We start from the raw sequence: 15,993 nt of genomic DNA, 5'->3' as shown, positions 1-15,993 counted from the left end.
TCCACAATTAATCATTGCTTAATGTTTTTTCAAACTTGTTCAAATCTTCATCATAGCCGATGACGATGAGTACATCACTTTCTTTTATATTAACCGTTGGATCGGGACTGACTATAATATCGGATCCCCTTTTGATTGCAATGATGCTCACGCCAAACTCTGCCCTGATATCGAGATCCAGGAGCGATTGATTCGCCAATTTCTCAGTTGCATATACTTCAACAATAGAGTGTTCGTCGGATAATTCAAGATAATCCAGAACAGACGATGAAACCAGCCTATGTGCAATACGTCTTCCCATATCCCGTTCCGGGTGGACGACAACGTCCGCACCGATTTTATCAAGCACACGTGCATGATAATCACTCTGCGCTTTTACAGTCACTTTTTTGACACCCAGATCTTTAAGCAGCAATGTGGTTAAAATACTCGATTGGATATTATCGCCGATGGCGACAATGACATTATCAAAATTCCGCAGTCCCAGGTTTTTAAGCACTGTTTCATCCGTTGTATTCCCAATAACGCTCTGAGTTGCGATATCTGCAAACTCATTCACACGATCTTCATCTACGTCTATGGCCAATACATCCATCTCGAGCTCTCTCAGCTCTTTGACAATGCTGCCGCCAAAACGACCCAGTCCTATTATCGCGAATTCTTTATCCATCGTTCATTTCCCCTTCATAAGTTAAAAATTATATATGCTTAATATTTACTTTCATCTTTCCCCTGTACGTAATCCCTATCAAACAGGAAAAGTCTGAGCAGCAGTCCAAGGCTAGGGATAAGCATAAGCAGCCCAAGTATGAACACGACCGTTAAAGCAAGTGCCATCGCATCGTTGACGACAGATGTGTTGATTTCAACATATGGATACAGGATGTAAGGCATCTTACTGATTCCATAGCCGTAAAACGCGAACCCGTACTGCAGCATGATCATGATAAATGCAACTCCGTAATTTTTACGTTTCCAGACCAGATAAACTGCGATTCCCATGAACACAAGACTTAAGCCGAATAAATACCATACTTCCTGGGCGCTCATGAAGTGTTCATAGTTATGGTCGCGAAGCCCCAGGAAAACGAACTGTGTTATGACAAGCATCGGCAGCGCCCAGATCAGGAACCACCGGCGTGTAAGCTCTGTCGCTTCTGTCGCCTTTGCACGGTTCGCGTAGAATGTCAGGAACGCACTGGATACATAGAGCACGGTAATAATCGCCAGGAACACAACCGACCACGAATAGGTGCTGAAGAACAGTTCTTCCAGATTCAGCTGGATTCCATTCGCATCTTCAACGATGTATCCGCCCTCTGAAATGACCAGCGCAACAGACAGGGAAGCCGGAATGAGCAGCCCGGTGACACCGTACAGGAATGCCCATGATATTTTCGACTCTCTGTTATAAGAGTTGAATGCGTAGTAGCTCCCCCGTATGGAGAGCAGTATTAGTGCAATACTCGCCGGAATCAGCAGTGCTGTCCCATAATAATAGGCAGTATCCGGATAAAATCCCACAATACCCACGAAGAAGAAAACGAAGAAGACATTCGTCACTTCCCATACCGGATTCAAATACCTTCCGATAATCGGGCTGATGATATTATCCGTACCCGCGACTTTACTGTAAAAATTAAAGAATCCTGCACCGAAGTCAATTGAAGCAATGATGATATAGCCGTAAAGGAATGTCCAAAGCACTGTGACCCCTATGATTTCATAGTTCATTACAGATGACCTCCTTCATAACGCTCTCCATATAAGTCAAAGCGTTCCTGCTGTGCACTCTTACCTTTAAACATCCGCAGCAGCACGTAGGCACATGTGAAACCGAGCACTGCGTAAAGGACTACGAATGCAATGAGTGTGACACCCAGTCCTTCTGCGTTGGTGACCGCTTCGGACACTCTCATATATCCTCTCAGTATCCACGGCTGTCGTCCCATCTCTGCGAGGAACCACCCTGCTTCGATGGATGCCATCGTCAGCGGCCCCGTCAGTACATAGGCATACAGCAGTGCCGGATGGTATTCGTCCAGCCTGGTGAATTTCGCAATGAAGTAAAGGACCGACACCCCGAGCGCAAAGAACCCAAAGAATACCATGATGTCAAAGAAGTAGTGGATAACCAGAGGCGGATGTTCATCTTCGGGTATGTCATTTAACCCGGTAACTTCCGTATCAAATGAACTGCCTGCCAGGAAACTCAGGAAACTCGGTATTCTAAGCTCATAATTGACTTCCTGGTTTTCTTCATCCAGCATGCCGAATAGTATCAGATCGGCATTGTCTTCAGTCTCAAAGTGCCATTCAAGTGCGGCAAGTTTTTCCGGCTGATGCTCATGCAGGAATTTTGCAGACAGATCCCCTGCAAGTGCAGTCATGGACACTGCAATCAGGCCGACGATCATCAACGCCTTCAGCCCTTTTTTATGATACTCGCGGTCTTCTTTAAATTTAGAACGGAGCAGTTTAAATGCACCGATGGATATAATGATGAAGATTGCCGTCGCATATGCAGTCGCAACAACGTGGAACACCCTCACCATTGTGGACGGGTTGAACATCGCAGCAAGCGGTTCGATGTTGGTCAATGCCCCGTCAACCATATCAAAGCCTGCAGGTGTGTTCATAAATGAGTTCACCGTTGTAATGAATACTGCGGATAATGTAGAACCAATAACAATCGGGATATTTAAAAGCCAGTGATGCCATGGGTTTTTAAAACGATCCCATGTATACAGGAATATCCCCAGGAAGATTGCCTCAAAGAAGAAAGCAAATGTTTCCATAAATAACGGCAGTGCAATAATCTGTCCGCCAAGCCTCATAAAATCAGGCCATATGAGCGAAAGCTGCAGTCCGATAATCGTTCCGGTCACAACCCCTACCGCAACTGTCACCGTATATCCTTTTGCGATACGGCGCGCCATAGTCAGGTAGTCAGTATCCTTCTTCCGGATACCCAGAAACTCGAGCACCATGAAGACGATGGGCATACCGACACCAATAGTTGCGAATATAATATGAAATCCGAGCGTTGTCGCTGTCAGTACACGTCCAAGTAAAACGTCATCCATTAAGATCACCTCTTTAATAACTTACCCCTAATTATAGACCGTATGCTTCCCCAATGATAATAAGAACCGTTGGATTTCCATGACAATTTTGTGAAATAATTTTCAAAATAAATATCAGAGTTTTTTAAGCAGCAAAAAACCCTGTGATGATTCGTTTGATGAAAGATTCAGCACAGGCTGTTTTTATTGTATTGTTACTACAATGCAGCTGTCGGATCGTCTTCTTTCACTTTCATATGGAAGAAAATTCCGATTATAATCATGACTATCAGACTCGTAATGGCAATTCTCGAAGCGAGCGTTCCATAATCTGCAAGTAATAAAGTGATCGAGCCATAAATGAATGGCCCCATGATTGCGCTCATCTTCGCACTGAATGCAAACAGTCCGAAAAACTGCCCTTCCCTGCCCGGGGGGGCAAGTTCGATGATCATCGTACGGCTGACCACCCATGTGGACCCCATCGCAACTCCGAACAGGCATGCAGCAATCCAGAACGTCCACATCGGCAGGGGGACTGCCGCAATCACAATCGCGACTGCCAGCAGAATCGCGATGGAGAGGAATGTTTTTTTGGAACCCATTTTTCTGTTTATAAAACTGAATGCAATGGCTCCGATGATACTGAATGCGGTTGCGACCATAAAGATGATCAGAAATGCCCCTGCTTCAAAACCGACAACCGTCGTCGCATACGGCTGCATCATTGCAATCGCAGTGGCGAGCGCATCATTGACAAAAAAGTAGGCAATCATAAAGAAGAAAATTGATGGATACTGCCGCGCTTCCTTAAATGTGCGGTAAATATCCTTGTATCCCTTTATAAAAGGCTGCTTCGGTTTTGGAGGGGTGTGTCTGTCTTTATTGATAAAGAAAATCGGTAAGGCAAAAACCAGGAACAGCACACCGGACAGCCAAAATGTATGGTGGACCGGGGCATCGCCGATGAGCAGGATCACTGAGAAAATCCCGAACAATGTGCCCAGATACCCGAGAGCAACGCCGAATCCGGAAATCAGGGGTATTTCCCTTTTATTCCCCAGACTGGAAAGCATCCCGTCATAGAACACGTTGCCGGAACTAAAACAGAACTTCGCAAAAACGAATAATAGGATTGTAAGTATAAGGCCATTCGGAAGACCAAACCATGTTTCGGAATCTGTACCGCCAAAAATCCCCATCGCAATCGACGCAAAAACACATAACAGCGTGAAAATGACCACATATTTTTTACGCCTGCCCGTCCGGTCCATCGTCACGCCGTATAGCGGGGAGAATAAAATAAGCAGCACCGCTGATAACGCGTTCGCATAAGCAATAACCGTTGAAGCAATCTGTTCCAGCCGTGGATCAGTCCCAACCATTTCAGTTATGTATTGAGGGAAGAACAAAGTCACTATGTTCGCGCTAAAAATCGTATTCGCAAAATCAAATAATGCCCATGCGAGAATCGGTACCGTAAGATACAGCTGGATTGGACTGCGAGTCTGTTCATTCAAAGCGGCCACCCCATTTTTTCTTTCATTATATCAGATGCAACTGAAAAGGATTGTAAGAGTGTGTTCAGTCAGTCTGCTGAATCTGCATTATGAGAGCAGAGTCACATCAACGGCTTTTATTCGTTGATGTAAGAGTAGAGGCTCATCCTGATGCTCCTGCTCATTAATATAAGGGAAAGGCTTATCGCCGAATAAAAAGAAATGACAGGAAGGAAAAGCTGTTATCTCCTCATCCCCTCAAATCTGACGACAATAACCTGATTTTACTTCATTTCAACGTCGCTCAAGTACCGATAAAAAGTTACAATCCTATCCTATCAAAAAAGCCTCCCGCACCAAAAGTGCAAGAGGCTTCCCAAATATCAAATTATGCTCTGCTTGTATATTCTTCAACAAGCGCAAGCACTTCTTCTGTTTCTGCACAATCCACTGCTGACAATGCAAGTCTTTCCATATCTGTTTTCTTCAGACCGGAAATCTGCTTGCGGGCCTTCAGCACAGAAGATGCACTCATGGAGAATTCATCCAGGCCGAGACCGAGCAATAGCGGGATCGCTTTTTCGTCTCCTGCCATCTCTCCGCACATGCCTGCCCATTTGCCTTCCTTATGCGCTGCATTGACTACCAATTGAATCAGACGCAACAGTGCCGGGTGGTAAGGCTGATACAGATAGCTGACTGCTTCGTTCATGCGGTCGGCCGCCATTGTGTACTGGATAAGATCGTTTGTACCAATGGAGAAGAAGTCTACAACTTTCGCAAACTGATCTGCGATGATTGCTGCTGAAGGAATCTCAATCATGATTCCGACTTCGATGTCTTCTTTTACATCCGTACCTTCTTTAACCAATTTTTCTTTTTCATCAATGAGCAATGCTTTCGCACGGTTGAACTCATCAATTGTTGCAATCATCGGGAACATGATTTTCAGATTGCCGTGTGCACTTGCTCTGAGCAACGCTCTGAGCTGTGTTCTGAATAATTCTTCATTATCCAAAGTCATGCGCACCGCACGGAATCCAAGGAATGGATTCATTTCTTTGGGAAGGTCCAGATAAGGGAGCTCTTTGTCGCCGCCTACATCGAGTGTACGCACAACAACCGGCTTGCCATCCATGCCTTCAAGCACTTTTTTATAAGCTTCGAACTGCTCCTCTTCACTTGGAATCTCATTTCTGCCCATGTACAGGAATTCAGTACGATAAAGTCCTATGCCTTCAGCGCCATTGGAACTGACACCGTCAAGGTCATCTGGTGTACCGATGTTTGCTGCAAGTTCAACTTCAATGCCGTCCATTGTTTTGGATGGTTCATTCACAAGTTTCTGAAGTTCAGCTTTTTCTTCCTGCACTTTTGCCTGCTTCTCTTTGTAAGCCTCGACTTCTTCTTCAGTTGGATTCACGATGACGTCACCGGCACTGCCGTCAACGATGATGTCGTCGCCGACTTTGGCTGCCTGAGTGATTTCTTTCGTCCCCACTACAGCAGGGATTTCAAGTGAACGCGACATGATTGCTGAATGGGAAGTCCGTCCGCCGATATTTGTAACGAATCCTTTTACGAATTCTTTATCGAGCTGTGCGGTATCTGAAGGCGTTAAATCTTCAGCCACAATCACAACCGGTTTATCGATGTTGCCTGGATCCGGCAGATCTTTATCCAGAATATGTGCAAGCACACGCTTAGATACATCTTTGATATCCGCCGCTCTTTCCCTCATGTACTCGTTATCCATGCCTTCGAATATAGTGACAAACTGGTCGCGTGCATCTGTCAGTGACTGTGCTGCACTTTTTTTATCGTTGCGAATGCCGTCTTCAATCGGCCCTAAAAACTCAGGGTCATCCAGAACAAGTAAATGCGCATCAAAAATCGCTGCATGTTCCGGTCCGACAGCTTTCTCTGCATGATTTCTTATTTTAGTAATTTCAACTTTGGATTGGTTGAAAGCGCCTTTAAAGCGCTCTACTTCCTGGTCTGCCTGACTTTCTTCGATGGAAGCTTCCTCGAATGAAAGGTCAGGTTCTTCAAGTGAATAGACCGTAGCGATTGCTACCCCGTCACTTGCGCCAATCCCTTTGAGAATTTTAGACATTATTCAGTCAGTCCTTCTTTTGAAAGAGTTTCGGTAATTGCTTCAAGAGCTTCTGCTTCGTCTTTGCCTTCTGCATATACAGTAACTTCTGAATCTTTTCCAACGCCGAGTGACATTACACCCATGATTGATTTCAAGTTAACTTTTTTAGCGTTGTATTCAAGTTGGATATCAGAGTCAAATTTGGATGCTGTCTGTACTAAAATAGTTGCCGGTCTAGCGTGAATACCCGTTTCGTCTGTGATTAGATAAGATTTTTGTTCCATTATGCCAGTCTCCTTTTGCATGCTTATAATTTTTTTTAATAGTTCATGAATAATATACATGATTACTTTCATTCTACCACGTTTTATTCAGATATTGCCAATATACCACTAACGATATATGCGTAAACTTTACAATTTTCGTCCCTGTCGGGACAAAATATGACTCACTCTTTGATTTGTAACATTTTACAAATAAAGGGCACCCTTAAAGAGTACCCTCCATCACTAATTTACTGTCTGCTGCCTTACGGCTTCGAGACATTTATCCACATAATCATTTCCGAGCTTTTTCATCATGCGATAGCTGATGGCTGCACCAACTGCCTGGCCGATGAACGGTACAAGACCGAATACTTTTTTGCCTGAATTTTTAAAGATTCTTTTCACCAGGAACTTAGTTGTCTGCCTCCCGGCAAACTCACTGCCCATACTCGTCGCCATGACAACTGCACGATTCATCATATCGTCGGACATGTCACTCACCTGTTTATGGTCCAGTTCAAAGACCTCTTCTATTTCTTCAGTAATGTCATTCATCAATTTCATATCTGTACCGATATCCAGAAATGGAATCGGAAGTGCTGCGGCGATGGAAGAATATCTTGCTTTCTTTTCCACCAATTCGCGGGCTTCCTTTTCACGTTCTGAAATCTGATCCTGTGTCAGCGGGTATGCACTCATGAACACAACTCCTTCTTCTTTCGATTTCTGGTTACACGCGTATATATACCCGCTTTACTATTGAAACTAAACCTAATGGACTCAGTCCACTGTGACAGTGGCCACTTTCAGGTACTTGCCTTTTTTATATCCCTTGGCGGTCGGGAAGTCTTTCGGCAGCCCTTTTATATCTTCAAGCGTATATGGTATGCCGGCCCTATCCAGTGTATTGTCAATCTGTTTTTTGAACTGGTTCAAAGTCGCTGTCTCCAGGTTTTGGCTGAGAATCAGTGTTCCGCCCCGATTCAGCACTTTAACCGCTTCTAATATCAGCTTTGGATAGTCACGGTCCACTTTGAACACCTTTTTCTTATATCTTGAGAAAGTCGGCGGGTCAATCAGGATCGTGTCATAGCGGTGATTATTCCTCTCGGCATATTTCAGGAACTCAAATGTTTCCATAATATATATTTTATGGGCCTCCGCAGACAGATTATTGTTGTTGAAGTTATCCGCGACGAGTTCTTTCGTCCTGTTTGCCAGATCCACACTCGTCGTTGCCATTCCGCCAATCGCAGCAGAGATTGAAAAAGTGCCGCTATAGGCAAAAAGGTTCAAAAATGTATGCGCATCCTTCTTGTTTTTCATCAGTGCCTTGCGTGTTTCCCTCTGATCCAGAAACAGACGTGTCATCGGACCGTCATCCAGATGGACGCTGAAGCGCTGTCCGGATTCAAGCACTGTAATCGGAAATTCCACATTGCCGCTCACCCTGCGGTTTTCTATCTTCATCCGTCCGTCCACACTGAACCGGGTCTGTTCTGTAACAGAGTCCGGTTTTAATTGTGCCATCAGTTCCTTGATGATCAGATCCCTGATTTTGTAGATGCCGCGGCTGTAGAATGTGATGAGCAGGTGGTTGTCGTAGTAGTCCACTGTCAGGCCGCCGAGCCCGTCTCCGATTTCATTGAACAGACGGAATGCATTCGTCTCCGCTTCATTGAACAGCGGCGTGCGGTTTTCAATGGCCGCAGCAATCTTTCCGGATACGAATTCCCGGTCGATTACGGTGTTCTCATCCCCGGAGAGGATCCACCCGATTGTTTTTTGTTCGAAACTGATCATCGCGATACCGATCAGCTTGCCGAAAGGGTCCGTCACCTTTACAATTTCTCCGTCTTTTAAAAATGTGTCATCGCTCAAATCATCCCGTTCGATGTTGAGCTGACCGTGTGCATATGCTCTTTCATTTCCGCGTTTCAGCTGAACTGTATTCATCTAAAAGTCTCCTTTTCTATCATACACCTGTGGAACAGGTTTGCTGCCAATCCACTTGTCATGTCGTCTGTATCGAGCACCGGTGCAACTTCGCTGATGTCAAAACTTACGATGTTCGGCACTTTTGCCAGGGAACCGATCATCTCATGGATTTCGGCTGCCGTAAATCCGTCGGGCGACGGGAAGCTCGTCCCCGGGGCGCTCCCCTGCTGCACGGAATCCATGCACAGTGTCGCAAAGACCGCATCGTAATCACCCAGTGAATCCAGTGTCTCTTTGAATATACTTGTATTTCTCAAATCTTCCATCAATGCGTATTTTACGCCAAATGCATCTGCTGTGCGGAATAAAGTTCTCGTATTCCCTGCGGGCTGGATGCCGAACACAAAGTAGTCGATGTTTTTATCCTCCGATAGAATCTGATGGAACATCGTCCCTGAAGACGGCCGCTCGTCTCGCAGATCAAAATGCGCATCCAGGTTCACGACCGCGATTTTGCTGTCCGGATATTTTTCCCTTACACCCAGATAATGGCCGTATAGAGTTTCATGCCCGCCGCCGATGATCAGAGGGAACTGACCATGGTCAAACATCTTTTTTATATGTGTGCCGAGCGCCTTCTGTGATGCCTCAAGATCCTCATCCCCGATTATGCTCCCGTAATCATAGACGGTATCCACGTAGGGAAGGGAAGCCATTTTTTTCCTCACATTCACCGGACCCTCTTTCGCCCCGAGGCGGCCTTTGTTGCGGCGCACCCCTTCGTCGGAACAGAAGCCGATGAATGCAGGCTTGCCTGCTTCGGCATCTGCCGTCCATGGTTTCACCACCTGGTGGAATCGTTCCGCTATATTTTCGTCGTCAATACGTCCTGTGTATGCATGCTGTTTAATTTCCTTCATCATTTCCTCACCTCATCAAATTCTTTAAATATGCTGATTAAAAGCAGCGGCGTCGAAACGAGTACAAGTAATACGTTAAACGGCAGAATGAACAATGAAAGCTCTACATCCTGGAACAGCGTAATGTACAGGCTTACTGTCAATTTCAGCCATAATAGCGTGATGATAATCATCTGTCGATGATAAAACTTATTTTGTGTCATATTGAAAAACGTAAAGAAGAGATAGGCGACCGCAAGTGCCAGCGACAGGAACAGATTCACCCATTCGTATATATACTTCATCTGGGAAAGCCTGAAATACCCTTCGGTAAATACACCATGACGGTTATTGAACTCTATCAGAATGAAAATCAGAACGATTGACCCCAACAGCAGTTCAACATAGTTGGCTTTCAGCCATTTCGGAAATTCAAATTCCATAAACTGCTTCGTCTTCGCCAGTACGTTATTTCTGAAATCGTACAGATATTTTGAAAATCCAAGATATTGGTTCGGATCCAGCTTCTGGCGTTTATTCTTACGGGATAGTGCTGCATTCTCCTCCCTTTTGGGTTTCTTGAGCAGGTTTTTCGATTTGGACAGGAATACACCCACTCCCAGTGCAAGCAGGGAGAGTACCCAGATAACGACAAAGAACGTATTTATAGCGAGTACGTCAGTCGGCGTCATCGTATCGATATTTGAATATACGGCGTTCTGGGTAAAGAAGTAGGCAATGCCGTAAAAGAACAGAATGATCATATACTGTTCCTTTCTGTGCGCCGGATCCAGATACTCATTGAATATGTTATAGAGCATGTGAACGATGAACGCCAGAAGATAAAACAGGGCAAACCAGCCGTATACCTGGTGCATTAAAACTGTCGTTATGATAAATAGGAAAAACGATAGACTGATAAAGAAAAATGACAATCCTGTATCATACTCTGTCGTCCGTTTGATCGTATGGGCAATTTTCAACATGACCAGACCGAATATAATGATTAAAATTCCTGCAATGATGGGGAACTCACCGATCAGAATGCTCAGTACGGTTGTCCCTTCAAGGAAGAATGCATTGATCAGATCAAAAACTGTCTCAATCTGTGCTTCGTCCACCTCGGGCGACTCTCCGCGGATATGGCCCGTATTGAATAATACGAAGATGCCGAGCACAAAAAAGAATAAACCTAATATTCCACTGATGAAAACTTCGCTCTGCTGTTTGAGCTTTTTCATTCAAATTCACCTCAATCTCTTCCCATTATAGAGGATTGTCCAATACATTGCATTGAATCATAACGCGATATGAATATAAAAATATTCCGTTTATTTATAATTTATGTTTATCCCTTTTGGCGCTGGGTATTTATTAAGTAACACAGATGAGAAATAATATATTATGATATCGAACCTCAATTAGGAGTGATGATACAAATGAGTTTCAAAGATAAAAAAGAAGAAATTGAAAACGCAGCAGAAGAAGCACGCGAAGAGGAAAATCCTTCTGAAGAAATTGAAGAGGATGAAGATAGAAAAGTAGCCAAAGGCAAAGACCTCGAAAGTGATGAGGAAGGTACAGACAAAACCCAGGAAGAAATCCAGAAGTCCTACGAATGATTAACCATACCTTACAAAGGTAGTACCAGGTATTCAGACCGTTGGTTTTGCAAGATGCAAGTGGATTTACAGGCAGTTTGAATTTGCAGTATGTTTGAATTAGTAAGAGGTAGTTTAAATGGTTTTACAAACGGTCGCAATGAATACCTGTTTAATAAGCAATACCCCGGACGCATTTTTATCCGGGGTATTTCAGTATGTTCTATTTGATTTTAAGTGCTCTGTGGGCAATATCTTTCCTATAGAATAAATCCCCGTCCTCGAAATTCACCTGTGCCACATTGTCATATGCCGCCTTTACCGCCTGATCCACAGATTCACCGTGGCCTGTCACAAGCAATACGCGTCCGCCCGAGGTGAGGAAGTGTCCATCCATATCCTGAGATAATCCGCTGATATAGCTCTGATCCGCAATGTTTCCGAACTCTACATATTTCCCTTTGGCATATTCTTTGGGATAGCCTTCACTTGCGAGCATGATGCCAACCATGCAGCCGGGTTTCCAGTTTAAAGTTAAGGGCTCCTTGCGGTACACTTTCTCCAGAACCTGAGCAAGGTCATCATCCATCATCGACAGCAGGATCTGTGCTTCCGGATCACCGAAGCGGGCATTGAATTCAATCACTTTAACCCCGTCTTCGGTCACCATGGCACCCAGGTAAAGCACACCGAAATACTTGAGCCCCTCCTGGACCATGCCGCGGGCAATGGGTTTGATGATTTTCTCCACCGCTTCTGTCCGGTGGGATTCATTGATATGATTTACCGGCGCATAAGCACCCATACCGCCGGTATTCGGGCCTGTATCCCCGTCAAACGCACGCTTATGGTCCTGGGCGATCATTTCGAACGAATGTGTGTAGTCTTCATTGACCAGCACCATCAGAGAGAACTCCTCGCCGTCCAGATACTCTTCGATGACAATCTGTCCGTCATCTGTCCCCTCACCCATCAATTCATCCAGTCCCGCGAGGGCCTCGTCCATATCGGTCGCGACAACGACTCCTTTGCCGGCGGCCAGGCCATCCTTTTTCAGAACGATCGGCGCGCCCTGCGCCTCGATATATTCATAGGCTTCGTCATAATCGTTGAATTTAGCAAACTTTGCTGTTGGAATATCATATTTCTCCATCAGTTCCTTAGTGAATGCTTTGGAAGATTCCATCTGTGCTTCTTTCTTTCTCGGGCCGAATACTTTAATGCCGTGCTCATCTTCGAGAAAATCCACAATGCCTTCAGTAAGCGGGGCCTCCGGTCCGACCACGACCCATTCCACGTCCTTTTCAAGACATACCCCTGCAATGGCTTCGAAGTCATTTTCCGTCACACCGTGAATGACCTCCGCAACATCGGACATTCCTGCATTGCCTGGAATCGCCAAAACCCGATTCACACTCCCGGATTCTGCAAATTTTCTTACTAAAGCGTGTTCGCGGCCTCCGCCGCCGATCACCGCTATATTCATAAATCTGCTCCTTTCAGTAGTAAAGCGGGCGGACGGATCCGCCCGCTTATATCATACATACTGTTTGTCTGCTGTTCATTTTAGTGTTTAAAGTGACGCATGCCGGTGACGACCATCGCCATATCATTCCGGTCACAGTAATCGATGGATTCCTGATCGCGTTTCGACCCTCCCGGCTGGATGATGGATTTGATTCCATGTTCGTGTGCCAGCTGCACGGTATCCGGCATCGGGAAGAAGCCGTCACTCGCCATAACTACATTATCGCCAAGTTCAAGCGCGCGGTCAATCGCAATTTTGAGTGCACCCACACGGTTCATCTGGCCGGCACCGATACCGACCGTCTGCTTGTCGTTCGCCAGCACGATTGCGTTACTTTTAACGTGTTTGGACACTTCCCATGCAAGTGCCATCGCTTTCATCTGTTCCCGTGTCGGCTGTGCTTTTGTAACCACTTTGACATCCTCTTCTTTAAGGGACCCTGTATCCCGGGATTGCACAAGATATCCACCGGATACGCTCACAAACTCTTCCGCATGCTCGTCTTCATGGAAATCCACTTCAAGCAGGCGCAGATTTTTCTTCTGTGTCAGAATACCGAGGGCGTCTTCATTGAATGACGGCGCAATGATCACTTCAAGGAAGATGCCGTGAAGCTGCTCTGCAGTTTCTTGATCCACTGTCTTGTTCAGGGCGACGATGCCGCCGAAGATGGATTGGGAGTCTGCCGCGTGCGCATTTTCAAATGCTTCCGCAATCGTTTCTCCTGTACCCACGCCGCATGGATTCATATGCTTGACTGCCACCGCGGCCGGCATGTCGAATTTTTTGGCCAGGGCAAATGCCGCATCCGCATCCCTCAGGTTGTTGTAGGACAGTGCTTTGCCGTGCAGGACATCCGCATTTAAAATCGTATTGTGCTTTTCAGTCGTCCGGACCAGCCGTGCGGACTGATGCGGATTCTCGCCATAGCGCAGTGCCTCTTCAGCCTGGCTGAAGTGATTCACAATCGCCTGGTCATAGTCGTTCGTATGACTGAACACTTTAATCATCAGACTGCGGCGGTATGTAACATCAAGTGTATCTTCCTCTATCTTCTGAACCACTTCACCGTAATCTTCGGGATCCACAATCGTAGTGACATGCTTGAAGTTTTTCGCAGCCGCACGCAGCATTGTCGGTCCGCCGATATCGATGTTCTCAACCGCTTCATTCTCAGTGACCCCTTCTTTCTTCACCGTTTCCTCGAAAGGATAGAGATTCACTGCTACTAGGTCGATGGTCTCGATACCATTCTTCGCCAGGTCCTCCATATGCTCCGGATTATCACGGTCGGCCAGAATGCCGCCATGCACAGCCGGGTGCAGCGTCTTTACGCGGCCGTCCATGATTTCATCGAATCCGGTCAGTGCGTTCACGCCTTTGACCGGGGCGCCGAATGACTCGATCGCCTTCAGGGTGCCCCCTGTCGAATAAATTTCATAGTCGTTACGCACAAGACCGCGGACGAAAGGTTCCAGACCGCTTTTATCAGAAACACTGATCAATGCTTTTTTCATTATTCCACACCTTCAATCACTTTTTTTATCGCTTGGGGATACAGCGCATGTTCCAGCGCATGGATATTGTTTTCCAACGTTTCAAATGTATCGTTTTCACCGATTAACACAGGTTCCTGCGCAATGATCTCCCCGGTATCTATACCCGAATCCACGAAATGTATCGTGACGCCCGTCACTTTCACACCATAATCATATGCATCTTCGATGCCCTGCTTCCCTTTGAATGCAGGCAGCAGAGAAGGATGCAGATTGATGATCCGGCGTTCATAGGCATGGATGAAATCACTTGAGAGGATACGCATGAACCCCGCAAGCAGAACATACTCCACTTCATATTGCCGCAGCGTTTCGAGTATGGTGCGTTCATGCGCCGCTTTGGAATCAAAATCACGGCGCTCGAAAGTCCGGCAGGGAATCGCGAACTTCTCAGCACGCCGGATCACCCCGGCATCCCCCCGGTCGGTGATCAATATCTGTACATCGATTCCGATCTCTTCTGAATGATTCACGAGATTCTCAAAATTCGTTCCGCCGCCCGAAGCCATCACCGCAACTTTAACCGCCATGGATCACGAGCCCGATTTCTTCAGTTACGGTACCGATGACTTTCGGAAATTCTCCCGCATCCGCGAGTGTTTTCATCGCCACGTCCACATCATTTTCATCGACAGCGATTATAAATCCGATACCCATATTGAAGACATTGTAAGCTTCGGACGAGCCGATATTTCCGAGTTCCATGAGCCATGAGATGATCTCCGGCACTTCGATTCCACTCACATCGATGCGCGCACCCAGATGTTCAGGAATCGCCCGGGGGATATTTTCAATAAAGCCCCCGCCTGTAATATGGCTCATCGCTCTGACATTGATTTTCTGCATCAGCGTCTGGACACTTTTCACATAGATGCGTGTCGGTTCAAGCAGCCGGTCGATGATCATTTCGCCATTCAGTTTTTCGTTCACGTCAATATTGTTATCAGCAATCAGTTTTCTGACCAGACTGTAGCCGTTTGAGTGGATGCCGCTCGAAGGCAGTCCGATGATCTTATCTCCGGGTTTGACTTGTGATCCGTCAATGTATCCGGCCTTTTCGACGGCACCGACGGAAAATCCGGCAATATCATACTCACCCCTGCCGTACATTTCACCCATCTCGGCAGTCTCCCCGCCGATCAGTGCGCAGCCTGCCTGTTCGCAGCCATTCGATACACCGTCAACGATATCCGCAATCTGTTCCGGAACCACTTTATTGACGGCGATATAGTCTAAAAAGTACAGCGGTTCCGCACCCGTCGTTAAAATATCATTGACGCACATCGCAACCGCGTCGATACCGATCGTGTTATGACGGTCGTGATCAATCGCGAGTTTAAGTTTCGTTCCCACGCCATCCGTGCCGGAGACGAGCACCGGTGCTTCCATATTGAGCTGTGACAGGTCAAATGCCGCCCCAAAACCGCCAAGACCTCCGATGACTTCTTTACGCATTGTGCGTTCTACATGAGTTTTCATTCTATCGACTGCTTCATAGCCGGCTTCGATATCGACACCGGCCTTCTTATATTGTTCTGACATG

The 15,993-nt window shown here is 46.2% G+C and carries 15 protein-coding genes; 1 reads left to right on the top strand and 14 read right to left on the bottom strand.

Translation table 11 applies throughout. The features are described from left to right. Nucleotides 1-7: 7 nt before the first annotated feature. From ACKRAT_RS04695 to auxA, 10 genes are all read right to left on the bottom strand, one after another. Nucleotides 8-670 (bottom strand): potassium channel family protein, encoded by a 663-nt coding sequence (locus ACKRAT_RS04695; protein ID WP_411843942.1) that lies wholly within the window; start codon nt 668-670, stop codon nt 8-10. Nucleotides 671-708: 38 nt separating this feature from the next. After that, complete coding sequence (locus ACKRAT_RS04690; protein ID WP_411843941.1) at nt 709-1,734, bottom strand: cytochrome d ubiquinol oxidase subunit II; 1,026 nt, start codon at nt 1,732-1,734, stop codon at nt 709-711. After that, nucleotides 1,734-3,086: a cytochrome ubiquinol oxidase subunit I gene (locus ACKRAT_RS04685; protein ID WP_411843940.1), complete on the bottom strand. Its 1,353-nt coding sequence runs from the start codon at nt 3,084-3,086 to the stop codon at nt 1,734-1,736. The genes ACKRAT_RS04690 and ACKRAT_RS04685 overlap by 1 nt, the downstream gene beginning before the upstream one ends. A gap of 197 nt (nt 3,087-3,283) precedes the next feature. Beyond that, on the bottom strand, nt 3,284-4,585 hold the full coding sequence (locus tag ACKRAT_RS04680) for an MFS transporter (RefSeq protein WP_411843939.1): 1,302 nt from the start codon (nt 4,583-4,585) through the stop codon (nt 3,284-3,286). Between the two features lie 367 nt (nt 4,586-4,952). Further along, nucleotides 4,953-6,680, bottom strand: coding sequence for a phosphoenolpyruvate--protein phosphotransferase (gene ptsP / locus ACKRAT_RS04675; RefSeq protein ID WP_411843938.1), 1,728 nt, complete (start codon nt 6,678-6,680; stop codon nt 4,953-4,955). Next, a complete protein-coding gene (locus ACKRAT_RS04670) occupies nt 6,680-6,946 on the bottom strand; it encodes a phosphocarrier protein HPr (protein ID WP_017548388.1) in 267 nt (88 codons plus the stop codon). Before ACKRAT_RS04670 ends, ptsP begins: the two co-directional genes overlap by 1 nt. Nucleotides 6,947-7,171: 225 nt before the next feature. Beyond that, nucleotides 7,172-7,627 carry a hypothetical protein gene (locus tag ACKRAT_RS04665; RefSeq protein WP_411843937.1) on the bottom strand — a complete coding sequence of 152 codons (456 nt, stop codon included), beginning with the start codon at nt 7,625-7,627 and terminating at the stop codon, nt 7,172-7,174. 81 nt (nt 7,628-7,708) lie between these two features. Then, a complete protein-coding gene (locus tag ACKRAT_RS04660) occupies nt 7,709-8,884 on the bottom strand; it encodes a class I SAM-dependent rRNA methyltransferase (RefSeq protein ID WP_411843936.1) in 1,176 nt (391 codons plus the stop codon). Then, nucleotides 8,881-9,789, bottom strand: coding sequence for a formimidoylglutamase (locus ACKRAT_RS04655; protein WP_411843935.1), 909 nt, complete (start codon nt 9,787-9,789; stop codon nt 8,881-8,883). The genes ACKRAT_RS04660 and ACKRAT_RS04655 overlap by 4 nt, the downstream gene beginning before the upstream one ends. Continuing rightward, nucleotides 9,786-11,006 carry a lipoteichoic acid stability factor AuxA gene (auxA, locus tag ACKRAT_RS04650; RefSeq protein WP_411843934.1) on the bottom strand — a complete coding sequence of 407 codons (1,221 nt, stop codon included), beginning with the start codon at nt 11,004-11,006 and terminating at the stop codon, nt 9,786-9,788. Before auxA ends, ACKRAT_RS04655 begins: the two co-directional genes overlap by 4 nt. A gap of 198 nt (nt 11,007-11,204) precedes the next feature. On the opposite strand from auxA, the gene ACKRAT_RS04645 reads away from it, so the two are divergent. Continuing rightward, nucleotides 11,205-11,387, top strand: a complete 183-nt coding sequence (locus ACKRAT_RS04645; protein WP_411843933.1) for a hypothetical protein — start codon at nt 11,205-11,207, stop codon at nt 11,385-11,387. Between the two features lie 202 nt (nt 11,388-11,589). Here ACKRAT_RS04645 and purD read toward each other — a convergent pair whose 3' ends face one another. From purD to purM, 4 genes are all read right to left on the bottom strand, one after another. Then, nucleotides 11,590-12,852 (bottom strand): phosphoribosylamine--glycine ligase, encoded by a 1,263-nt coding sequence (purD, locus tag ACKRAT_RS04640; RefSeq protein WP_411843932.1) that lies wholly within the window; start codon nt 12,850-12,852, stop codon nt 11,590-11,592. Nucleotides 12,853-12,932: 80 nt separating this feature from the next. Further along, nucleotides 12,933-14,411, bottom strand: coding sequence for a bifunctional phosphoribosylaminoimidazolecarboxamide formyltransferase/IMP cyclohydrolase (gene purH / locus ACKRAT_RS04635; protein ID WP_411843931.1), 1,479 nt, complete (start codon nt 14,409-14,411; stop codon nt 12,933-12,935). After that, complete coding sequence (purN, locus tag ACKRAT_RS04630) at nt 14,411-14,980, bottom strand: phosphoribosylglycinamide formyltransferase (RefSeq protein WP_411843930.1); 570 nt, start codon at nt 14,978-14,980, stop codon at nt 14,411-14,413. The genes purH and purN overlap by 1 nt, the downstream gene beginning before the upstream one ends. After that, nucleotides 14,970-15,992 (bottom strand): phosphoribosylformylglycinamidine cyclo-ligase, encoded by a 1,023-nt coding sequence (gene purM / locus ACKRAT_RS04625; RefSeq protein WP_411843929.1) that lies wholly within the window; start codon nt 15,990-15,992, stop codon nt 14,970-14,972. The genes purN and purM overlap by 11 nt, the downstream gene beginning before the upstream one ends. Between the last annotated feature and the right edge of the window lies 1 nt (nt 15,993).

This window comes from Salinicoccus sp. HZC-1 (genome assembly GCF_046736035.1).
GTDB lineage: Bacteria > Bacillota > Bacilli > Staphylococcales > Salinicoccaceae > Salinicoccus.
Note: the sequence above shows the minus strand (reverse complement) of the source record. Positions and strands in the feature narration are given on the sequence as shown.